Raw genomic sequence first — 21,680 nt, 5'->3', positions numbered from 1 at the left:
CGTCAGAACAGCAGGGAGTAGACGAATGAACATCAATGGAACCAACGTTGCCAACAAGCTCATCGGTACGAATCTTGCGGACACGATCCGCGGCTATGATGGCAGTGATTCCATTTGGGGTAATGCCGGTGATGACTATCTCGATGGCGGGCTCGGCAACGACTTCCTCTATGGTGGGCTCGGCAATGACTTTTTCAAGGCCGGAGCGGGCGATGACTATGCGGAGGGCGGCGACGGCAATGACAGCTTCGACGGCGGCGCCGGCGCCGACACGCTGATCGGCGGGCTCGGCAACGATATCTTCTCCGGCGAAGACGGCAATGACATCATCAACGGCGGCGATGGCCATGACCATATCCTGGGAGACGCTGGCCACGACCAGATCTATGGGGGCGCCGGCGAGGAATACATCGACGGCGGAGCGGGAGACGACATCATCTATGCCGGCTCGGGAAATGACGGCTTCAACAACCGCATTGATCCCGCAACGGGCAAGCTGACGCAGCAGGCGGTCGGTGGTGGCGCCGGCAACGATACGATCTACGGCGAAGAGGGCAACGACGCTCTGAAAGGCCAATCCGGAAACGACCGGGTCTATGGCGGCATCGGCGACGACATCGTCGATGGCGGCGACGGGAACAACTACCTCGATGGCGGTGATGGGAATGACGTGCTCGACTCCGAGGGCGGCATCGACGAAGCCCGCGGCGGTAACGGTAACGATCGGATTGCCGCGGGCGCCGGCAACGATCTGGCATTCGGGGATGCCGGCGACGATATCCTGTCGGGCGAAGCCGGCGACGACGTCCTTAATGGCGGTCTCGGCAACGACCTGGTCATTGCCGCAGAAGGAAACGACACGCTTCGCGGTGACGCGGGGAGAGATACCCTTCTTGGCGACGCGGGAAGCGACATCCTGTGGGGTGGCGCCGATGCCGACCGCTTCGTCTTCAAGGGCGCGGGTTCGCTCGTCGGACGGGACTCCGTCATGGACTTTCAGGACGGCACCGATCTGCTTGTCCTGGAGAACCTGGGAATCAAGCAATATTCGAGCTCCGGCGCGGCTGGTACCATTTTTGCGTATGATGACGCCAGCGGAGACGTGATGTTGAAAGGCTATGATTCGACGGGCAATGCGCTGTCGATACATGTCGACGACCCGACGAATACCCTCGCTGCCTCGCACTTCAGCAGCGCCGATTTTCTCTTCGCCTGATCGAAGTGGATGAAAGTTCGAGCGCCGCGCGTATCCACGCGCGGTGCTTTCTTTAAGACTTAAGTCCGATATTAAATGGCCGATAGTCTTAGCCCATTTTGGCTTATCCCATCGAGCACGCTCCGTAATCCTTGACTGCAACCTGTGCTGTGAGACCCTTCTATCTCGTGGTTGTACGGTGCAGGTGAGGCGATGATCTTCGAGGATGACGTTGAGTTGGCCCTCGCTCTGGCCTGCGAAGAACTCCAGATGACCCGGGACGAGATAATCCGCCTCATTCTTCGTGAGTGGCTGGAGCAATATGGCTTTATCGAATTGCATGAGTTGGACGAAGGTAGCGACACAAACAGCGGCGCGTGAGCCCGCATGGTGCCCCATGCCGGGCCACTCTCCACACCTGGAGCAATTCCACGAAAAGTACGCAGCGGTTTTCCGGCCGGCATCGCGGAAAAACAAAGGGTTAGAGAGTTCCGCGATTCGGAGAAAAGCGGAAATGCTTTAGCCTACCCTCAAGCTTGCTCCCCGAAGCCGAAGGCCGAGGCGGGCGGCAACCCGCTGCGATGCGTGATTTTCGCGATCCGTGCTGTAGAACAGGGTGCGGGAGCGCAGCTCAGGCAAGCGGGACCAGCCGGCGGTAGCGGCTGCCCCGAGGCCCTGCCCCCTGAAGGCCTTCGCCGTTACCAGACCGAGTTCGGCTCCAGCATCCGAAAGCCGCGCTGCAAAGGCGATCGAGGCGATCTCGTCGCCCGCAGCCGCAGCACACCAGGGCTCCCAGAGGTCTGTCACGTCGTGAAAGCCGAGGTCGAACAGACCTTGGGGGACTCCGTTTGCTGCCCAGGTACGCGTCAGCTCCCGGCCTTCCCCGGTGCCGCTTTCGATCAAGCGCGCACGGCCCTCATAGGCTAAGGCGTGCGGCAGCTCGTAGATCAAGCCGAAATTGTACTTCACGGGCCCGCTTCCGCCGAGCAAAGGCAGATAACGACCAAGGTGTTTTGGAATGCCCGGATGGGTGAATGGCGGTTCGTCGGCGACAAGCCTCTCGAGCTCTTCGGCTATGTCTTCGGGCACATCGGTCCGCACCCCGAAAATATTTCCCTCGGCGCATCCTGCCAGCCAAAAGCCTGGCCCGGGCGACCCCTCCGGATCGTTCTCCCGTTCTATCCGGCCGCCATCTCCCAATCGAAATAGCGTGCGGTAATCGATATCGAGCCAGTGAAGCATGGTTCAGAAGTACAATCCCGTCCGGCCTGTGTCGAGGCGGCCCCGCTATTCCACTTCCTTGCACGCTATCCCCGGATCCTCGTCGCCTTTCGTCGTGTCGAAAAGCATCGCCTCGCCGCCCTTCGTCCACCAGATATATCGGCCGCCGGCATATCTGGCGCCCGATCCGGAAATCACGTTCGATGCCACGATGAATGTGCCGTCGACGGTGAAGGTCGCGAGGGACACGGACCCGGCGTCGATGTATTCGGCCTCGATCGTCCTGTCGCCGCAGGCATAGCGGACCGTCCGCCGGTCGACTGCGCCGGCGTCGGGAGTTTCGATCGTCAGCTCTGCCCGGTTGCCGTTCCGCGACTGCATAGAGGCTAGCTGCAGCAAGCTCTTCCCGTTTCGCCCGCCGAGAACGAGCTTGGATCCCTCTATTCGCCAGGTAAGCTCCGTCTTCAGAGCTTCGAAGAACTTCCGCTCCTGGTCCATGACCGCCGGTACGCACATCTTGCGGGTAGCTGCAGCCGGCCCGAAGGTGATCGCCGCGCCGGAGAGGCTGAACGTTCCGGTGAAATGATTGCAGCCGGCCATGCCGCCATAGGTGCCGTCGCCGCGGATCTCGAGCGTCGTCTGAAGATCGTCGATCACGCCCCGGCCGCCTAGGTCCTCGGCAAGCCACGAACCGACGAGCGCCTCCGGCACCTTTTCGACAGCCACCGTCCGCATGGAGGCAAGCTCGATCAGCACGCAGGCGCAGGATGCGGCGGTCAGGGCTTGCAGCATCCGAAAAACTCCTCATGCAAATCATCGTTCGGCGGTGCTATCGATTCTTACCTGAGCACCGTCTCTTAGAGAAGGGCTATGACTCCACCCTTGTTGCCGGTAGCTTTCGGCTGTAGAGCCTAGTTAAATCGTTAAAACGAGAAGAATACGGGATTTGGCAATGGCATCCGGCGATGACTTGAAGCGCCGTCTGACGATATTGGGCTCCACCGGATCGATCGGGACCAGCACGCTCGACGTGATCGAGCGCCTCGGCGGACGCGATCGTTTCGAGATCGCCGCCCTGACCGGCAACGGCAATATACCGCTGCTGGCCGAGCAGGCGCGCCGCATCGGCGCCGAGCTCGCGGTAACCGCCGACGAGGATCGCTATGGCGAGCTCAAGGATGCGCTGAGCGGCAGCGGCATCGAGGTTGCCGCCGGACGAAGCGGCCTCACCGAAGCGGCCGAGCGGGATGCCGGCTGGGTCATGGCGGCGATCGTCGGCAATGCCGGCCTCGGCCCCACCCTGGCGGCTGCCCGCCGCGGCGCAGACATCGCGCTTGCCAACAAGGAATGTCTCGTTTCCGCCGGCAGCCTTTTCATCGATGCCGTGGCCGAGGGCGGCGGCCGGTTGCTGCCCGTCGACAGCGAACACAATGCGATCTTCCAGGTGCTGGAAAACGATCAGCGCCACGCCGTGGAACGCATTGTCCTCACCGCTTCCGGCGGCCCTTTCCGCACCAAGACGCTCGACGAAATGCGCCACGTGACCGCGGATGTGGCCCGCGCCCATCCGAACTGGTCGATGGGCCTCAAGATATCGATCGACAGCGCCTCGATGTTCAACAAGGCGCTCGAGATGATCGAGGCGCGCCACCTCTTCCGTCTCAGGCCGGAGCAGATCGAGGTGATCGTCCACCCGCAATCGGTGGTTCACTCCATGGTCGGCTATACGGACGGCTCCGTACTCGCACAGCTCGGCTGCCCCGACATGCGCACCGCAATCGGCTATGCCCTGTCCTACCCGAAACGCTGCGACCTGCCGGTCGAGCGCCTCGACTTCGCCAGGCTCGCCCGGCTTGATTTCGAGGCGCCGGACGAGGTCCGCTTCCCGGCGATCAAACTCGCGCGCCGGGCAATGGAGGAAGGCGGCGTGCAGGGCGCGGTGCTGAACGGCGCCAAGGAGACCGCCCTCGACGCCTTCATCAAGGGCCGCATCGGCTTCCTCGCCATGGCGGAAATCGTCGAAAAGGTGATGGACGGGCTTGCCGGCCTGCCGGCCGCCACGAGCATGGACGACGTCTTTGCAGCGGATGAAAGAGCCCGGCGGGCGGCTGCCGAGATGATCCGGTAAAGAGTTAGTTGTTCGGGCGAATCCGCTCCTCATCCGGCCTGCCGGCCACCTTCTCCCCCGCAGGCGGGGCGAAAGGACAAGTGGCAGCGCCTTGCACCATACGAGCGCTGCTACGAAACAGAGGTTCGGGCGAGAAAGTCCCTCTCCCCGTCAGAGCTCGCCGGAGCTTACGCGACCGCCCTCGCCAGCGCGCAGCGCGACCAGAGCGAATGCAGCGCGCCCACCAGATGGTCGATATCGGCATCCGAATGCATGGGCGTCGGGGTAATGCGCAGTCGTTCGGTCTTCTTCGGCACCGTCGGATAGTTGATCGGCTGGACGTAGATGCCGAAATTGTCGAGCAGCAGGTCGGAGATCCACTTGCACTTGGCGGCGTCGCCGACGATGACCGGTACGATATGGCTCGGATTGACCATATGCGGAATACCGCGCTGGTCGAGCAGCGAACGAAGCCGGCGCACGCGCTCCTGGTGCGCGAAACGTTCGACCTGGCTTTCCTTCAGGTGGCGAATGGAGGCGAGCGCGCCGGCGGCGAGCGCCGGCGGCAGCGCCGTCGTGAAGATAAAGCCGGAAGCGAAGGAGCGGATGAAGTCGCAGAGCGCCGCCGATCCGGTGATGTAGCCGCCCATGACGCCGAAGGCCTTGCCGAGCGTGCCTTCGATGACCGTCAGCCGGTGCATCAGCCCCTCGCGCTCGGCGATGCCGCCGCCGCGCGGGCCGTACATGCCGACCGCGTGCACTTCGTCCAGATAGGTCATTGCGCCGTATTTGTCGGCGAGGTCGCAGAATTCCCTGATCGGCGCGATGTCGCCATCCATCGAATAGACGGATTCAAAGGCGATGATCTTTGGCGCGCGCGGATCGGCGGCCGCAAGCTTGGCCTCGAGGTCCCCCACCGAATTGTGCTTGAAGATGACCCGCTCGCATTTCGAGTGGCGGATGCCCTCGATCATCGAAGCGTGGTTGCCGGCATCCGAAAAGACGATGACGCCGGGAATCTTGGAACAGAGCGTCCCGAGTGCGGCCCAGTTCGAAACGTAACCGGAGGTGAACAGAAGAGCCGATTCCTTGCCGTGCAGGTCGGCGAGTTCGCGCTCGAGCAGCACATGATAATGGTTGGTGCCGGAGATGTTGCGGGTCCCGCCGGCGCCGGCGCCGCATTCGTCGATCGCGTTCTTCATCGCCTCGGTGACGATGGGACACTGGCCCATGCCGAGATAGTCGTTCGAGCACCAAACGGTCACTTCCTGGGCGCCATCGGCCGTGTAGCGCGTGGCCTTGGGGAAGCTGCCGCGATGGCGGGCGAGATCGGCGAAAACCCGGTAACGGCCTTCCTGATGCAGCCCATCCAGCTCGTTTTTGAAGAAACTCTCGAAATCCATCATCATCTCCAGTGCCCTGTCGCCTTTCTTCCTTCAAAGCGATCAGTGGTCAACCCCGGACAGGCTCCGACGCGCGGGCTGCGGCAAAAGGCCTCTCGGCCCCAGACCTCGGTCATTCTGCGCGGCGCGTGTCGTGCCTGGCAAGCAGGAAAGGCGATGGAAAATGACGACACATTTTCAAACCTTTCCGCCGTAATCAGGCGCGGCATCACACCGAGTCCGAGTGCCCAGTTTTGAACCATTCCAAAATGGCTGGCAAAACTTCATTCTCCCGAACATCGATCGAAGTCAAGCAATTGCGGAAAAAGGACGGCCGCTGCCGCCCTTTTTCGATACCAAAGTTGGCCTGTCAGGCGGCCGCCACGGCGCGTTTCGTCATCACCTTGACGAGATTGGCGCGATAGGCGGCGCTTGCATGAATATCGGAAAGCAGGTCCGAATCGTCCACCTGCACATTGGCGACCGCACCGGGAGACCAGTTGGCGGCAAGCGCCGCCTCGAGGTCCCGGTGGCGGAAGACGCCGTCCGACCCGGCTCCGGTCACGGCAACGCGCACGCCGCCATCGTCACGGCGGACGACGAAGACGCCGGTCATCGCATAGCGCGAGGCCGGATTGGGGAACTTCTGATAGGCCGCTTTCGCCGGCGCTTCGAAGCGGACTGCGGTCACGATCTCACCATCTTCGAGCGCCGTTTCGAAGAGACCGGTGAAGAAGTCTTCGGCCTTGACCTCGCGCCTGTCGGTGACGATCACCGCATCGAGCGCCAGCATCGCGGCCGGATAGTCCGCAGCCGGATCGTTGTTGGCGATGGAGCCGCCGATCGTACCCATGTGGCGGACATGCGGATCGCCTATGTGGCTGGCAAGCCCGCAAATTGCCGGACAGGCCGCGGCGAGCGCGGCGGAGGTCGCGACCTCCTCATGCGTCGTCGCCGCGCCGATCCTGACCGACCGGCCGTCGACGGTGATGCCCTTCATCTCGGCAATGTGCCTGAGATCGACAAGGTCGCTCGGGGCGGCCAGCCGCTGCTTCATCGTCGGGATGAGCGTCATGCCGCCGGAGAGATATTTTCCCTCCGCGGCGGTCCCCATCAGGTTCGCTGCCTCTTCGACCGAGGAGGCCCGATGATAGTTGGTCTCATACATCTCAAGTCCTCCCGATCAATGCGCGCTATGCACCGCGACCCAGACCTTCTGCGGGGTCGCCGGCATGGTGAGCTCGTTGGTGCCGATCGCGTCCGTGATGGCGTTGATCAGCGCCGGCGGCGAGCCGATCGCGCCCGCCTCGCCGCAGCCCTTGACGCCGAGCGGGTTGCTCGGGCAGGGTGTATTCGAGGTTGTCACAGTGAACGAAGGCAGGTCGTCGGCGCGCGGCATCGCGTAGTCCATGTAGCTCGCCGTCAGCAGCTGACCGCTCTGGTCGTAATGCACCCCTTCGAGCAGCGCCTGGCCGATGCCCTGCGCCAGCCCGCCATGCACCTGGCCCTCGACGATCAGCGGGTTGATGATATTGCCGAAATCGTCCGCCGCGACGAACTGCACGATCTTCGTCCGGCCGGTTTCCGGATCCACCTCCACTTCGCAGATGTAGCAACCCGCCGGGAAGGTGAAGTTGCTCGGATCGTAGAAGGCGCCCTCCTTGAGGCCGGGCTCCATTCCGGGCGGCAGGTTATGGGCCGTATAGGAAGCAAGCGCCACCTGCGACCAGGGGACTGACCTGTCGGTACCGGCCACCTTGAGCGCGCCGTCTTCGATGACGATGTCGCTCTCGTCCGCCTCCATCATGTGGGCCGCAATCCTTTTCGCCTTGGCCTCGACCTTGTCGAGCGCCTTGAAGACGGCCGACATGCCGACGGCGCCGGAGCGGGAACCATAGGTTCCCATGCCCATCTGCACCTTGTCCGTATCGCCATGGACGATGTTGACGCTGTCGATCGGCACGCCGAAACGCTCCGCAACCACCTGGGCGAAGGTCGTTTCGTGCCCCTGGCCGTGGCTGTGCGAGCCGGTCATCACCTCGATGGTGCCGACCGCGTTGACCCTGACCTCGGCCGATTCCCACAGGCCGACGCCGGCGCCGAGCGAACCGACGGCGGCGGAAGGCGCCAGTCCGCAGGCTTCGATATAGCAGCTCATGCCGATGCCGCGCTTCATTCCCCGCCGCTCGGCTTCCGCCTTGCGCGCGGCGAAACCGTCCCAGTCGGCCGCCTCCATCGCCCCCCTGAGCGACGCTTCGTAATCGCCCGCGTCATAGTTCATGATCACCGGCGTCTGGTGGGGGAAGGTGCGGATGAAGTTGATGCGCCGGAGTTCCGCGGGGGAAATGCCGAGTTCGCGCGCGGCCGTCTCGATAGTGCGCTCCAGGAGGTATGTGGCCTCCGGCCGCCCGGCGCCGCGATAGGCGTCGACCGGCGCGGTATTGGTATAGACGGTGCGGACATTGGCATGGATCGCCGGGATTGCATATTGTCCGGAGAGGAGCGTCGCATAGAGGTAGGTCGGCACGCAGGAGGAGAAGAGAGACATATAGGCGCCGAGATTGGCTATAGTGTCGACCTTGAGCGCGGTGATCCGGTTGCTGCTGTCGAAAGCCATCTTCACCGTCGACACATGGTCGCGGCCGTGTGCGTCCGTCAGGAAGGCCTCGGTGCGGTCCGCGGTCCATTTCACCGGCACGCCGGTGCGCTTCGAGGCCCACAGACAGACGATCTCTTCCGGATAGATGAAAATCTTGGACCCGAAGCCGCCACCGACGTCGGGAGCGATCACCCGGAGCTTGTTCTCCGGCGCGACATTGTAGAAGGCGCTCATCACCAGCCGGGCAAGATGCGGGTTCTGGCTGGTGGTGTAGCAGGTGAAATGGTCGTCGCCGGCATCATAGATTCCGAGCGTCGCGCGCGGCTCCATCGCATTCGGCGACAGGCGGTTGTTGATGATCTTCAGTTCCGTGACGTGCGCCGCCGCAGCGATCGCCTGATCGGCCGCGCCCGCGTCGCCAAGCTCCCAATCGAAGATCAGATTGCCCGGCGCTTCCGGATGGATCTGCGGCTCGCCCTCGCCAAGTGCCTGGAGCGTTTCGGTGACGACCGGCAGGGTTTCGTAATCCACGACCACAGCCTCCGCCGCGTCGCGCGCTTGCGCAACACTGTCGGCGACCACGATCGCCACCGCATCGCCGACATAGCGCACGGTCTCGTGGGCAAGCGGCCGCCAGGCGCCCATGCGCATCGGCGAGCCGTCCTTCGAGTGGATCATCCAGCCACAGATGAGATTGCCGATCCCATCCGCCAGCAACTGCTTGCCGTCGAGTACGTCGATCACGCCGGGCATGGACTTGGCCGACGTTGCGTCGATGCTCCTGATGGTCGCATGCGCATGCGGGCTGCGCACGAAAACCGCATATTTCATGCCGGGCACGACCATGTCGTCCGTATAGCGCCCCTTGCCGGTCAGGAAGCGCTTGTCTTCCTTGCGCGCCACCCGCGCGCCGATGCCTTCAACGCCCATTGCTTATCTCCTCCCGAAGTCCTGCAACGAATTTCCGCTTGAGCGGAATGACGAAAATCGAGTGCGATGCTCCGTCAGCATCGCGCTCCCTTTGGGTTTCCTCATTCTGCCGCCTGGCGAGCGCCGCCCGTCTCGGCCGCGGCGGCGAGGATCGCCTGGACGATGTTGTGATAGCCGGTGCAGCGACAGATGTTGCCTTCCAACTCGGCCCGTACCGTCGCCTCGTCAAGATTGCCGCCATGTCGCCGGATCATGTCGACGGCGGTCATGACCATTCCCGGCGTGCAGAAGCCGCATTGCAGTCCGTGATACGTCTTGAAAGCCGCCTGGACCGGGTGAAGCTCGCCGTTGGACGCCAAGCCCTCGATCGTCGTGATCGCCGAGCCGGCCGCCTGGGCGGCAAGGACGGAACAGCTTTTCACCGATTGCCCGTCCATGTGAACGACGCATGCGCCGCACTGCGTCGTGTCGCAGCCGACATGCGTCCCGGTCAGGCCGAGATTTTCGCGGATAAAGTGCACCAGCAGCGTTCGGTCGTCGCAGGTACTACTTACCTGGCGGCCGTTGACCGTCATCGTTATTTTCGCCATTTCGCTCCTCCGGGTCGGTCCAGAGTCGAGCGCGGCTTCAAATCGGGTGAGATGCGTTCACGCGACTCGAAGTACGCGCCGACCGATATCGATTGCCCTTCCGCCAGCGGTCCGCTCCTCCCGAGCCCGCATGGCGACGTTGTAACATTTGTCTTTTTTTCGGGCTGCCGCAACCGTTTCGCGCCACAAGGGGCAAAAAAATGCGAGCGCGTATGTAACGCCGGAAACAGCGCCTTCATGTTCCGTTCAGGAAAGATCGCATTATGTTGCATAAGAACGATCTCGCCGTATCCGTGCATTTTCCTCGGCGGCGGGTTATGTTCCGAATGCAAGTTCAAGTGGAGGGCCGCGGTTCGCACCCTCCCATCACTATGGGGCGGACGAGGCGGCACGCTGAATCCGTCGAAATCGGAGAGGACATCATGAAGAAAGCCATCGCGCTTGTGTTGGTCGCCCTGTCGGTCGCGAGCTGCACGCAAACCGAAAAGGGTGCCGGCATCGGCGCCGTATCGGGGGCAATCATCGGGGGCGCGGTCACCGGTGACGTCCGCGGCGCGGCAGTCGGCGCGGCGATCGGCGGCGTATCCGGCGCCGTAATCGGCCACGTCACCGACCAGCCGGGCCAGTGCTACTACCGCGACCGCTACGGCCGCCGCTACATCGACCGCTGCTGATTGCCGCAACGGCCGGATCGACGGCCCCGGAACGATCCGGGGCCTTCATGTCCGTCAGAATGTCCCGAAGGGCCGCTATTGCGCTGCAATTCCGTTCGCCGCCGCCGATCCGCCCTTCGCTCCCGCTTTGACAAGCCCTTCGCTGAGGTGTTGCAGGTCCGATTCCTGGACGTAATGCTGCGTGGCGAGAAAGGCGTCGAGGTCGAAATCCGAGGCGAGCGTCCGGACCTTCTCCATATGCGCATGAGCCGCAATGTCATCCCCGAGCCAGCCGTAGCAGGCCGCGACGAATGCATGCTGGGCGTGGTCCAGCACCGAGAGGTGCATGAAGGCCTCGATCGCCTCTCCATACTGCCGGGCGGCGAAGTGAGCCTTGCCGAGATGGCTCCAGAAGCGTTCCGGATGATGGGGGTTGAGCTGCATGGCCTTGCGGATCCACTCCACCCCCTCTTCCGGTCGCCCCAGCCAGGTCAGCAATTCGCCCTGCTGGACCACCACCAGGTCGTAATTGGGATTGAGGGAAAGGGCACGCTCCTGGTGGTAGCGCGCCGTCGTCAGCGCATTGTTGTTTACGTTCACCGCGGCGAGGATGCGATGGACGTCGGCGTCGTTGTCGTCGAGCGCCAGCGCCCGGTCAAGCTCGGCAACGATCTCGGCCCAGACCGCATCCTTGTCTTCGCACCAGCCGTGGACCCACGCTTGCCCGAGGATGCAGGCCCGCCAGGCATGGGCATGCGCATAGCCGGGATCGAGCGCGACCGCCCTGTCGATGAGGGCCTGGGCCTGCTCGTTATCCGCGACCGTGCTCCGGTGATGCAGCACCTTGGCGGCAAGGGCGCATTCGTATGCGGCCATATTCGCCGGCTTCGTCCGGGCGAGCAGGTCCCGCTGCGCGGCCTCGACGCGCCCCGGGAGCGTTGCCGCTATCGCCGCCGTCACCTCGTCCTGGATGGCGAAGATGTCGTCCAGTCTCCGGTCGTATTTGTCGGCCCAGATATGAGCGTCGTTGACCGCATCGATGAGCTGGACCGTCACGCGCACGCGGTCGCCGATCTTGCGGACGCTGCCCTCCACCAGGTATTGCGCTCCGAGCTTCTCGGCCACCTCACGCACGTTTACCGGCTGGTTCTTGTAGACGAAGCTGGAGTTGCGCGAGATCACGAACAGCTCGTGCCGGCGGGACAGCTCGGTGATGATGTCCTCCGTCAGGCCGTCTGCGAAAAACTCCTGGTCGGGATCGCCGCTCATATTGTCGAACGGCAGCACCACTATCGAGGGTTTGGAAATGGCGCGCGGCGCATCCGTGGCCTCCGGGAAGGGCGGCAGGACAGGCCCCTCGATCCCGACTCGGAAGAGATGGATCGGGCGGCTGATATTCTTCAGCATCTTCTCGCCCAGATCCTCAATGGGGACATCGATCCGGTCGGCGACTTGCGTCGCCACCGCAGCCGTCACGCAGATGCCGCCCACATCGGCCAGTTGCTCGATACGGGCGGCGATATTCACGCCGTCGCCGAAGATGTCGTCCTCCTCGAAGATGATGTCGCCGAGATTGATGCCGATCCTGAATTCGATCCGCCGGTCCTGCGCCACGTCGGCATTGCGCCGCTTCATGCGGCTCTGGATTTCGACGGCGCATTTTACCGCGTCGGTCACGCTCTGGAATTCGACCAGCATGCCGTCGCCCGTGGTCTTGATGAGGTGGCCCTTGTTCTTTGCTATGGCCGGATCGATCAGTTCTATCCGGTGAGTCCTGAGGCGGGCGATCGTGCCCGCTTCATCGGCCTCCATCAGGCGGCTATAGCCTGCCATATCGGCTGCCAGCACTGCGGCTAGTCTCTGTTCCATCGGTTTGCCAACAAACGTTTGGCGGGAGCACCTTCTTCCGGACTCCCGGGTTCAAGCGGTCCAGGGCGACTCTATCGCACCCCGATGTGATCGCCTATCTAAATTAGCATAAACTTGAAAAGAAGCTGCCGAGCGGCCAGCCGACAGGCATGGAACCATCGCATGCGCTCATTGTTCGGCACCGGTCAGCGCATGCGAGGTGCTCCTATGACCAATTCGCCAGATTCCGTGAAACACCGCTTCCTCGATCTGGACGGCATCCGGGTCTTCTATCGGGAAGCCGGACCGCCGGACGCGCCGGTCGTGCTCCTTCCCCACGGCTACCCGTGCTCGTCCTACGAGTTTCGCAATTTCATGCCGCTGCTGGCCGACCGGTGGAGGCTTGTCGCTCCGGATTTCCCTGGATCCGGATACAGCGACACGCCGGACGACTTCGCCTATGGCTTCGACGGCTTCGCAGATTTTCTGGAGGCCTTCGCCCGGCGCCTGGGCCTGGATCGTTTCGCACTTTATCTACATGACTTCGGCTCTCAGATCGGCCTTCGGCTGGCCATTCGCCGGCCGGAGCGGATTTCCGCACTGATCATCCAAAATGGCGACATCTACGAGGATGAGCTCGGACCTAAATACGCGCCGTTGCAGGAGTATTTCCGCAATCCCACGCCGGAGGGCCGGACCAAACTCGGCGAAGCCGTAAGCGAGGAAGGATACCGCGACGAGTTCCTCAATGACGTCCGGCCCGAGCTTGCCGAGCGGATTTCTCCCGACCTCTGGAAGCTCCATTGGTCGCTGACAACGGCCAAGCGGCGTGAGATCGCCATAGACGTGATCGCGGGGCTGCGGGAGAATCTCGCCTGGTTCGATCGCTACCAGAGTTACCTGCGCGAACATCGGCCGCCGGCGCTGATTGTCTGGGGTCCGCAGGACGGCTACATGCCCGAAGGCTCCGCCCGAGCCTATCTCCGCGACCTGCCGGATGCCGAACTGCATCTCATCGATGGAGGCCATTGGTTGCTGGAGACCAACCTGTCCGAGGTCGTCTCCCTCTGCCGAAATTTCCTCTCGCGCGCGTCGGCGAAATGAGACCCTCGCTTCCAGCGGTCGCTACTTGAGCTGACCGTCGATGCGGGCCCGCTTTGTGGCAGAAGCCGCTTACGCCGTATAAGTGAACGCATATACGTTGTGCCTGAAGCACCACAGGCCGAGTCCTTTCTGCCAAAAAATCGTCGTCGAATCGCCGCTTCGGGGTGGATGCGGCGGGCGGTCATCGTTAACAGATGGAAAACTATGTCCTGCTACGGTGGCCGACGCCGCGTATGCAGGCAGTTGGTACAGAGTCGCCTGAAACGGGATGCGGAGAGGAATGTCTCCACCACGATCGAGTATTGCGCACTGGAAGACAGCGACCGCGCTCACAATCGTGGCCTCGGCCGTGCTCGGCCCGGTTTCCGTCGAGCAGGCCCACGCGTTCAAGATCTTCGGAATGCGCTTCTTCGAAAGCGCGGAAGAAGAAGTGCAGGTCATAGACCCGGTTCGCTATACGCTGACTTTCGAGCCGGGAACGGATGACGAGGAGCTCCGGGAGGCGCTGGAAAACGGCTCGCAGCTCGTTCAGGATCAGGAAGAACCGGTCTCGGGCGATCTTGGCCTGGCGATCAAGGCGCGCGACGACCGCGATCGGCTCCTCGCCGTCCTCTACGAAAAGGCGCGTTACGGCGGCACGGTCAGCATCCTGGTCAACGGCCAGGACATTGACAGCCTACCCCCGGACCCGGCTTTCCCCGACGGCCAGCCCGTGCCGGTCGTGGTTCGCGTTGCTCCCGGGCCGGCATTCACGCTGGGCACGGTCAGGCTCGAGGGAGACGCGGCGCGGCTCGATCCCGCCGCCTACGACCTTAAGCGCGGCGCCCGCGCCGACTCGACCTTGATCATCAAAGCGGGCGAGCAGATCGTGAACGATCTCAAGGAACAGAGCAGGCCCCTGGCCAAGCTCGCCGAGCGCAGCGTCGTTGCGGATCACGCGACTTCCACGGTCGACGTGACGATCCGCGCCGATGGCGGCCCGGTCGCGCCCGTCGGCAACCTGACGGTCAGCGGCGCCAGAACGGTCGATCCGGATTTCGTCAAGGATTATTCCCGCCTGAACCACGGTCGCCCATATTCGCCGGAGAATATTCGCAAGGCCGCCGAGCGGCTGCGGCAGTTGAATGTCTTTTCCAGCGTCACCATCAACGAAGCCGACGGGCTCGCGCCCGACGGCACGATCCCGATGAACATCCAGGTATCGGAAGGCAAGCACCGCTATTTCGGTTTCGGCGGACAGGTCTCGACCACGGACGGCCTTGGCCTCCAGGGCTATTGGGGCCATCGCAATCTCTTCGGACGTGCCGAATCGCTTCGGATCGAAGGCTCGGTCGATCGCCTCGGCGAGACCACCGATGTCGCCGGCCTCGATTATTCGGCCGGCATTCTCTTCGCGAAACCCGGCGCCTTCGGACCGGCCTCGACCTTTACCGCAAGCGTCAAGGCGGCGATCGTCGATCCGGATGCCTATAGTGCCAAAACGGTTACCGCCGCGGCCGGCGCCGCCTTCGAGCTTTCGCCCGAAGACACGTTCTCCGTCGGCGCGGAAGTGGGCTGGGCGGATGTCGACGACGCTTTCGGCTCGAATTCCTATATCACCGCCGCCCTCCCGTTCGAATATCTCCGCGACGCACGCGATGACAAGCTGAACCCGACGGAGGGCTACAGGGCGCTGATCAATGCCAAGCCGAGCTACGAGATCGAGGGAAAGACCTTTTTCAGCTCCTTCGAAGCTTCCGCGTCCGGCTATTACGCGTTTGGGACCGAAAAGCGCTTCGTGCTGGCCGGCAAGCTCGGCGCGGGCGTGCTCGTCGGTGGCGACGAACTCTCCGATATTCCAGCGACCCGGCGGTTCTTCCTCGGCGGCGGCGGGTCGGTGCGCGGCTATTCCTACCAGGAGATCAGCCCCCGCGACGCCGATGACGAACTGACCGGCGGCCGCTCCTATGTGAGCGGCTCCCTCGAAGCCCGCATCGCCGTCACCGATACGATCGGCGTCGTGCCCTTCATCGATGCCGGTACGGTTTCGGATAGCACAGCGCCCGATTTCTCCGACATCCGGGCCGGCGCGGGCATCGGTCTGCGCTATGCGACGCCATTCGGGCCGATCCGGCTCGACTTCGCCGTGCCGCTCAACAAGTATCCGGGGGGCACCGATTACGGAATCTATGCCGGTATCGGCCAGTCCTTCTGATGCCCGGACTATTTGCTGCATGCGCGCTACACCGTGGTAAGATAAGCGAAGTCCCGCCTGCCGGGCAATGTGCCGGCACTCTACCGATTCCAGAGCGGCGCAACATGGACTATGGATAGGACATGAATCAGGTCACCCTTTTCCTTCGATCTGCGCTGCGGTACTTCTTCGCCGCTCTCGGCACTCTCGTGGTCGTGCTCCTCCTGCTCGTCGGCTTTCTGGGCTTCACGGTGCCCGGCGCCCGCGTTGTCGCCTGGGCGATCGAGAAATATGCGGCGACCCCCGACCAGATCGTACGCATCGCCGACCCGGGCGCGCTTCTGACCGGCGACTTCACGGCCGGCACGATTACGCTCTTCGATGGCGAAGGCATTTATGCCGAGGTCCGCGACCTTTCGGTCGACTGGTCGCCGGCCGAACTATTCTCGCTTCGCTTCGACTCGAGCAGGATTTCGGCCGGCTCGGTCCGCGTCGAGCGGCTGCCGGTCCCCTCGACCGAAACCCGGGAAGTGCGCTCGACGTTTGCCCTTCCGGTTGACGTGAAGATCGATGCGTTCGATCTCAAGGAAATCGTGCTCGGCAAACAGATTGCCGGCGAGGATCATTTCCTGACTGCCAGAGGCAAGGTCGACGCGACGAATTCCAGCATCGCTCTCGTGCTCGATGCCGCCGAACGGGACCGCCCGGATGCGCGCGCGACCGCCGATCTCGTCTTCAACCCGGCCGGCAACCAGCTGAAGCTTGAAGCCGAGCTCGCGGAGCCGAAGGCCGGCCTTCTGGCGAGACTGCTCCGCCTGCCGGGAGAACCTGCCGTCAACATGACCGTGACCGGACAGGGACCGCTTTCCGACTGGGCGGGCTCGGGTACGGTTACGCTCGACGGAAGCGAGATCCTTCGGCTCGACGGGCAGCACGTGCTCGCGGCCGAGGGAATGCACATGCTTACCGTATCCGGCGGCGGCGCTTTCGCCACGCTGATGCCACCGGCCTTCAGGCCTCTCTTCGAAGGGGAGAGCAGGATCGACCTGACGGCCGCCTTCGACGGCACGAGCAAGGTCCGGATCGATGCAGGCAAGGTTTCGACCGGCGCCATGACGCTCGATGTCTCCGGCACGGTCGACAGCCGCGGCGAGAACAACCTCCAGGCAAGGCTCGCCGGTACGAGCGGGCCTTTCGATTTCCGCTGGCCGCTGAAAGACGGCGAGTTGCAGGCGCTTGTCGACACCGCAAACCTGTCGCTGATCGGCGACGGGCAGTCGGCAATCCTCGATATCGCCGCCAATGTCCCGTCCGTGAACCTGCCGCAGGGACGGCTCGGCGGCATCCGGCTGTCGGCACGGAGCGACGCGTTCAACCTGGAGAGCCGGTCGGGTCCCCTGAAGACGACCGTCGAAGTCGGCGAGAGCCGCTTTGCAAATGCCGAGCTCGATCGGGCGGTGCAGGCGCCCCTTAAGCTCGACGGCACCATCGCCGTCACCCCGGAAGACATCCGTTTCGACCCGCTGGAGATCGAAAGCGCAAGCATCGGCGGCACGGTCACCGGCAGCTTCGATCGCATCGAAACGACGCTCGAGGCGGCATTCAAGGTCTTTGCCGTGCGAGAGGTCCTCCCGCCGGGGCTCGCCGACAAGTTCGACAGAACCATCGCCCTTGCGGGCAACGCAGTCGTGGAACAGGACGGCAGCGTCCGGCTGAGCGAACTCGACATCGAGTCCGGTGCGGTCGACGCCTCCGGCTCGGTTGCGCTTGCCGGAAGCACTTTGAGTGCGGACATCCAGGGAACGCTGCCCGAACTCGGACGGCTGCTCGCCGATGCGAAGGGCTCGGCCGCCTTCCACGCGGTCGCCTCCGGCCCACTGAACAAGCTCGGCATCGAAGCAGAGATAACCTCAAGCGGAGCGACGCTCGCCGGTCGCACATTGGACGATCTCGTCGTCAATGCCGATGCCACCGTGACGCCGGGGAGCCCCGAAGCGAAACTGACGGCAACCGGCACCCTCGACGGTCAGGCGATCGACGTCCGCGCCGACGTCGTCACCCGGGACGGCCGCACCTCGATCCCCACCCTCGAGGCAAAGATCGGCGACAACCGCCTCACCGGTGCGATGGAGCTTACAGCCGACTTCAAGCCGAACGGGACGATCGACTTCAACCTGCCCGATCTCGGCCTCCTTGCCGCCATGGCCGGGCAGCAGGCATCCGGCGATCTTGCCGGCTCCGCGACGATCCGGACCGCCGACGGCGTCACGTCGCTCGCGCTGACGGCCCGCGGCGAAAGCATCAGGCGTGACGCATTGACCGTTGCCAAGCCCGTGGTCGACGTTACCGTCGCCGATCTTGCCCGGCTGGCGATCAAGGGCGGTGTCCGGGCCGAAAGCGTCGTTCAAGGCGAAAACCGCCTGACGGACATCGATATCGCCTTCGAGCAAGAGGCGGAAAGAACGGGTTTCTCGGTCGGTGCCGAATTTGAAGGCGCTCCGCTTGCGGCGACCGGCGATCTCGCGAGCCGCGACGGCCGGACCGAGATAAGCCTTGCATCGGCCTCGGCGACAGCCAGGCGCATCCCCCTGCAGCTTGCCCGGCCGAGTGTCATCGCCATCGAAAACGGCGTCGTGCATATCGATGGGCTGACGATCCAGGCATCGACGGGCACGGTCGCCATCACCGGTACGGCAGGCGAGACCCTCGATATTTCGGCGGATATCAGCGACCTGCCCGCCACCTTGATCCATACCGTCGCGCCGACGCTCGGGGCCGAGGGCAAGATTACAGGCAAGGTGGACATTGCCGGGAATGGTGCGGCACCCGTCGTCCGCTACGATCTCACCTGGAGCGGCGCCTCGATCGCCTCCGTGCGGTCGGCCGGCATAACGGCAGAGGACCTGTCGGCAAAGGGAACCGTGACCGTCGCTGAGGACAGCATCCGCCTCGACCCCTTGGCCATCGAACGCGCGGGCTTTCGCGGGGACGTGACGGCCAGTCTCGACCGCGCCGACAACACGGCCGAGGCGAATTTCCAGTTCGTTGCCGAACCCGCCGTGCTGCCGCCCGGCATCGGCGCAAAATTCGATGCGCCGATCACCGTCTCCGGCAAGGTCGAGACAGGCGCCGGCGGCACCGTCGAACTGAGCGCGCTCGAAGTCAAATCCGGTACCGTCAACGCCACCGGTTCGGCCGCACTTGCCGAGGGCGCGTTGACGGCCGAGATAGCGGGCGCATTGCCGGATCTCGGCAAGCTGCTCGCTGAAGCCGAAGGCAAGGCCGCCTTCAGCGCCGACCTGTCCGGGCCGCTCGACGCGCTTGGCGTCAAGGCGGAAGTGACCTCCAGCGGCGCGGTCCTTGCGGGACGCACGCTTTCGGATTTCGTGATCACCGCCGATGCAACGGCGAAACCCGGCAGTCCGCAGGCGAAGCTGACGGCGACGGGGGCTCTGGACGGCCAGGCGATCGACGTGAAGGCCGAGGTGGTCTCGAAGGACGGCCGCACCTTGATCCCGACCCTGGAGGCGAAGGTCGGCGACAACAGATTGACCGGTGCGATCGACCTGACGGCAGACTTCAAGCCCGAGGGCACGATCGACTTCAATCTCCCCGATCTCGGCCTTCTTGCCGCCATGGCCGGCGAGAAGGTCTCGGGAGACCTCTCCGGTTCGGCAGCGATCAGAACGGCGAACGGTGTGACCTCCCTTTCGCTGAAAGCGAACGGCAGCGGCATCAAGCGCGGCGATCTGACGATCGCAAAGCCGGTCGCCGATATCAGCATCGCCGATGTGGCGGCACTCGCGGTCAGGGGAAGCGTCAGGGCGGAAAACGTCGCTCAGGGTCAAAACCGTGTCACCGGCCTCAATCTCACCTTCGATCAGCAGGGCGGCAGGACCGGCTTTACCGTCGATGGCAGATATGACGGCGGTCCGCTTTCGGCAAAAGGCGACATGGTCGCAAGCGGCGGCCGCACCGAAGTCCGCCTCGCCTCTTTCGCGGCAACGCCCAAGCGGATACCGCTGAAGCTTGCACGCCCGACCGTCGTCGCGATCGAGAACGGCACGGTGCTCCTCGATGCCCTGACCATCGAGGCTTCCAAGGGCACCATCACGGTCGCCGGCTCTGCCGGACCGACGCTCGACATTACGGCAAGACTCAATGCGCTGCCTGCCGCACTGATCAACACCTTCGCCCCGACGCTCGGGGCGGAAGGCACGATCGCCGGGACGGTGGACGTGGGCGGAACGGCAGCGGCTCCGGTGGTCGTCTACGACCTCAGATGGAGCGGCGCCTCGGTCGCAGCAGCGCGCGGCGCCGGCGTATCGTCGCTGGAGATTGCTGCAAAGGGGCGCTTCGCCGACAACCGGGTGACCGTCGATGCCACGGTCTCCGGGCCGGGAAACCTTTCTTTCCGGGGTGGCGGCAATGTCGAGCTTGGCGGCAACATGCCGATCTCGATGAAATTCGCCGGCGACGTACCCTTCGCGCTGCTCGCAAATATCATGGCGCAACAGGGCTTCACCCTGACCGGATCGGCCAAGGTCGACCTTTCGCTCTCCGGCCCGGCAAAGGCGCCGCAGATTGCCGGCACGGTCTCGACCGCCGGAGCCCGGCTCGTGGACGTTCGCCGCAATCTCGCCCTCAACGACCTCACCGCCAATGTCGCACTCGACGGCAGGCAGGCGACGATCTCTCGCCTCTCGGCCAATCTCGCCAGCGGCGGATCGATCGAGGCGAGCGGAACCGTGGGCATCGTCCCCGGCTCCGGTTTCCCGGCGAATCTCAGAATCCGGCTCAACAATGCGACCTATGTCGACGGCACGCTGTTCACCGCCAACCTTGCAGGCGACCTGACGCTCAACGGCCCCCTCGTCTCGACCCCCGTGCTTGGCGGAAGGCTGACGATCCGCAGGGCCGCGATCACCATACCGGAGAGGCTGCCGGCTTCGCTCTCGCAGATCGACATCAAACACCGCAACGCCCCACCCCGGGTGCGGCAGATGACCAGGGACCTGCGCCGGGATACGTCCGCCGGCACCGAGGCAAGCGGCGCGATCGCCTTCGATCTCGCCGTCAGTTCACCGGGCCAGTTCTTCGTGCGCGGACGCGGAATCGATGCCGAACTCGGCGGCGATCTGACCATCCGCGGCACCGCCGTCCAGCCGATCGTTTCCGGTGGGTTCGACATGCGCCGCGGGCGCCTGGAGATCCTCGGCAAGCGGCTGACCTTCACCGACGGTCATATCGGTTTCGGCGGCGACCTCATTCCGACGCTCGATCTCGACGCGACCTCGAGCGCCGGTTCGACGACGATCACCGTCAACGTCGCCGGCCCGGCCAACAACCCGACGGTGACCTTCTCCTCGTCGCCGGCCCTGCCGCAGGACGAGATCCTGGCGCAGCTCATCTTCAACCGGTCGCTGAACAATCTTTCCGCCTTCCAGATCGCCCAGCTCGCCTCGGCCGTGGGCCAGCTTGCCGGCGGCGGGTCGACCTCGCTCCTCGACGGCCTGCGCAACAAGCTCGGCGTCGACGATCTCGACATCACGACCGACGAGAGCGGCGGCGCCCAGGTCCGCGCCGGCAAATATCTCAACGACCGCACCTATCTCGAACTGCAACAGGGCTCGGACTCCGCTTCCAGCAAGGCGGTCATCAACCTCGACATCGGCCGCGGCGTCAAGCTGAAGGGCGAAGCGGCCGGCGACGGTTCGGCCGCCGGAGGCATCTTCTTCGAGAGGGAATATTGATCCCTGACGATGCCGCCCGCCCGCCGATCTCGGCGGGCGGTTCATCGTCTCGGCCGTTCCGTTATTTTTGAGCCGGAGTCTTGACCTCAAGTACGGTTGAGGTCGCAGAAATCACTCCGTGTAAC

General features: G+C 63.9%; 14 protein-coding genes. 7 read left to right on the top strand and 7 right to left on the bottom strand.

The genetic code is table 11. From position 1 onward, the window contains the following. The first annotated feature begins 25 nt into the window (after positions 1-25). Together M1D43_RS15095 and M1D43_RS15090 are read left to right on the top strand one after the other, a co-directional pair. Entirely contained in the window at positions 26-1,216 is a 1,191-nt protein-coding gene (locus M1D43_RS15095; RefSeq protein WP_107608469.1) for a calcium-binding protein, read from the top strand. Between the two features lie 192 nt (positions 1,217-1,408). Beyond that, positions 1,409-1,576, top strand: a complete 168-nt coding sequence (locus tag M1D43_RS15090) for a hypothetical protein (protein ID WP_088217608.1) — start codon at positions 1,409-1,411, stop codon at positions 1,574-1,576. A 138-nt stretch (positions 1,577-1,714) separates the two neighbouring features. On the opposite strand, the gene M1D43_RS15085 is transcribed toward M1D43_RS15090, so the two are convergent. Continuing rightward, complete coding sequence (locus tag M1D43_RS15085) at positions 1,715-2,437, bottom strand: GNAT family N-acetyltransferase (RefSeq protein WP_004435060.1); 723 nt, start codon at positions 2,435-2,437, stop codon at positions 1,715-1,717. A 45-nt stretch (positions 2,438-2,482) separates the two neighbouring features. Further along, on the bottom strand, positions 2,483-3,208 hold the full coding sequence (locus M1D43_RS15080) for an META domain-containing protein (RefSeq protein WP_107608470.1): 726 nt from the start codon (positions 3,206-3,208) through the stop codon (positions 2,483-2,485). A 160-nt stretch (positions 3,209-3,368) separates the two neighbouring features. On the opposite strand from M1D43_RS15080, the gene dxr reads away from it, so the two are divergent. After that, entirely contained in the window at positions 3,369-4,544 is a 1,176-nt protein-coding gene (gene dxr / locus M1D43_RS15075) for a 1-deoxy-D-xylulose-5-phosphate reductoisomerase (protein WP_004435056.1), read from the top strand. Between the two features lie 167 nt (positions 4,545-4,711). Here dxr and hemA read toward each other — a convergent pair whose 3' ends face one another. The 4 genes from hemA to M1D43_RS15055 form a co-directional block, all read right to left on the bottom strand. Further along, on the bottom strand, positions 4,712-5,926 hold the full coding sequence (hemA, locus tag M1D43_RS15070) for a 5-aminolevulinate synthase (protein ID WP_498814010.1): 1,215 nt from the start codon (positions 5,924-5,926) through the stop codon (positions 4,712-4,714). 349 nt (positions 5,927-6,275) lie between these two features. After that, on the bottom strand, positions 6,276-7,073 hold the full coding sequence (locus tag M1D43_RS15065) for an FAD binding domain-containing protein (protein ID WP_010970338.1): 798 nt from the start codon (positions 7,071-7,073) through the stop codon (positions 6,276-6,278). Positions 7,074-7,088: 15 nt separating this feature from the next. Next, on the bottom strand, positions 7,089-9,434 hold the full coding sequence (locus tag M1D43_RS15060; protein ID WP_010970339.1) for a xanthine dehydrogenase family protein molybdopterin-binding subunit: 2,346 nt from the start codon (positions 9,432-9,434) through the stop codon (positions 7,089-7,091). 101 nt (positions 9,435-9,535) lie between these two features. Continuing rightward, on the bottom strand, positions 9,536-10,024 hold the full coding sequence (locus M1D43_RS15055; protein ID WP_153313075.1) for a (2Fe-2S)-binding protein: 489 nt from the start codon (positions 10,022-10,024) through the stop codon (positions 9,536-9,538). Positions 10,025-10,446: 422 nt separating this feature from the next. Here M1D43_RS15055 and M1D43_RS15050 point away from each other — a divergent pair, with 422 nt between their 5' ends. Beyond that, entirely contained in the window at positions 10,447-10,698 is a 252-nt protein-coding gene (locus M1D43_RS15050; RefSeq protein ID WP_003528572.1) for a YMGG-like glycine zipper-containing protein, read from the top strand. A 75-nt stretch (positions 10,699-10,773) separates the two neighbouring features. On the opposite strand, the gene M1D43_RS15045 is transcribed toward M1D43_RS15050, so the two are convergent. Then, complete coding sequence (locus tag M1D43_RS15045; protein WP_153313076.1) at positions 10,774-12,546, bottom strand: adenylate/guanylate cyclase domain-containing protein; 1,773 nt, start codon at positions 12,544-12,546, stop codon at positions 10,774-10,776. A 207-nt stretch (positions 12,547-12,753) separates the two neighbouring features. Between M1D43_RS15045 and M1D43_RS15040 the strand changes: the two genes are divergently transcribed. From M1D43_RS15040 to M1D43_RS15030, 3 genes are all read left to right on the top strand, one after another. Next, positions 12,754-13,629, top strand: a complete 876-nt coding sequence (locus M1D43_RS15040; RefSeq protein WP_027992395.1) for an alpha/beta fold hydrolase — start codon at positions 12,754-12,756, stop codon at positions 13,627-13,629. A 280-nt stretch (positions 13,630-13,909) separates the two neighbouring features. Next, positions 13,910-15,823, top strand: a complete 1,914-nt coding sequence (locus tag M1D43_RS15035; protein WP_153313077.1) for an autotransporter assembly complex protein TamA — start codon at positions 13,910-13,912, stop codon at positions 15,821-15,823. Between the two features lie 122 nt (positions 15,824-15,945). After that, complete coding sequence (locus tag M1D43_RS15030) at positions 15,946-21,555, top strand: translocation/assembly module TamB domain-containing protein (RefSeq protein WP_153313078.1); 5,610 nt, start codon at positions 15,946-15,948, stop codon at positions 21,553-21,555. Positions 21,556-21,680 lie beyond the last annotated feature (125 nt).

This window comes from Ensifer sp. R1-3, assembly GCF_056739175.1.
The sequence above is the reverse complement of the archived record's forward strand: the minus strand, read 5'-3'. Positions and strand labels throughout refer to the sequence as shown.

Excerpts from the sequence above, each read along its gene's own strand:
- M1D43_RS15095 (WP_107608469.1), top strand. The coding sequence starts at position 26 with ATGAACATCAATGGAACCAACGTTGCCAACAAGCTCATCGGTACGAAT.
- M1D43_RS15090 (WP_088217608.1), top strand. The coding sequence starts at position 1,409 with ATGATCTTCGAGGATGACGTTGAGTTGGCCCTCGCTCTGGCCTGCGAA.
- M1D43_RS15085 (WP_004435060.1), bottom strand. The coding sequence starts at position 2,437 with ATGCTTCACTGGCTCGATATCGATTACCGCACGCTATTTCGATTGGGA.
- M1D43_RS15080 (WP_107608470.1), bottom strand. The coding sequence starts at position 3,208 with ATGCTGCAAGCCCTGACCGCCGCATCCTGCGCCTGCGTGCTGATCGAG.
- dxr (WP_004435056.1), top strand. The coding sequence starts at position 3,369 with ATGGCATCCGGCGATGACTTGAAGCGCCGTCTGACGATATTGGGCTCC.
- hemA (WP_498814010.1), bottom strand. The coding sequence starts at position 5,926 with ATGGATTTCGAGAGTTTCTTCAAAAACGAGCTGGATGGGCTGCATCAG.
- M1D43_RS15065 (WP_010970338.1), bottom strand. The coding sequence starts at position 7,073 with ATGTATGAGACCAACTATCATCGGGCCTCCTCGGTCGAAGAGGCAGCG.
- M1D43_RS15060 (WP_010970339.1), bottom strand. The coding sequence starts at position 9,434 with ATGGGCGTTGAAGGCATCGGCGCGCGGGTGGCGCGCAAGGAAGACAAG.
- M1D43_RS15055 (WP_153313075.1), bottom strand. The coding sequence starts at position 10,024 with ATGGCGAAAATAACGATGACGGTCAACGGCCGCCAGGTAAGTAGTACC.
- M1D43_RS15050 (WP_003528572.1), top strand. The coding sequence starts at position 10,447 with ATGAAGAAAGCCATCGCGCTTGTGTTGGTCGCCCTGTCGGTCGCGAGC.
- M1D43_RS15045 (WP_153313076.1), bottom strand. The coding sequence starts at position 12,546 with ATGGAACAGAGACTAGCCGCAGTGCTGGCAGCCGATATGGCAGGCTAT.
- M1D43_RS15040 (WP_027992395.1), top strand. The coding sequence starts at position 12,754 with ATGACCAATTCGCCAGATTCCGTGAAACACCGCTTCCTCGATCTGGAC.
- M1D43_RS15035 (WP_153313077.1), top strand. The coding sequence starts at position 13,910 with ATGTCTCCACCACGATCGAGTATTGCGCACTGGAAGACAGCGACCGCG.
- M1D43_RS15030 (WP_153313078.1), top strand. The coding sequence starts at position 15,946 with ATGAATCAGGTCACCCTTTTCCTTCGATCTGCGCTGCGGTACTTCTTC.